Here is a 295-nt window from a genome sequence, read left to right as displayed (position 1 = left end):
GTGCGCCACGAACTGCCTGAAGCCGAACGCTTCTGTACGAACGACGGCCACGCGCTCGTCGAGATCGGCGTTGAGATCAGCGAGCAGCTCGATGTAATTCCGGAGCAGCTTCGCGTGCTCCAGCACCAGCGCGTCAAATATGCGTGTCCATGCTGCGATCTCGGCATCAAGGTCACGCCAGCGCCGCCGCGTATCATCCCGCGTGGGCTGCTGAGTGAATCAGCGCTTGCGTGGATCGCCACCGGCAAGTATCAGTTCGGGATGCCACTGTACCGTCAGGCCGGACTGCTACGTC

At 62.0% G+C, this 295-nt stretch carries 1 protein-coding gene; it reads left to right on the top strand.

Annotated elements, in window-relative coordinates:
- Positions 1-295: IS66 family transposase zinc-finger binding domain-containing protein (locus AB4Y34_RS42255; RefSeq protein WP_368719356.1), on the top strand; the 295-nt coding region annotated here is incomplete at both ends.

Origin of the sequence: Paraburkholderia sp. BR10954 (assembly GCF_040965775.1) — a bacterium.
GTDB lineage: Bacteria > Pseudomonadota > Gammaproteobacteria > Burkholderiales > Burkholderiaceae > Paraburkholderia > Paraburkholderia youngii.
This window is presented reverse-complemented; position numbering and strand designations above follow the sequence as displayed.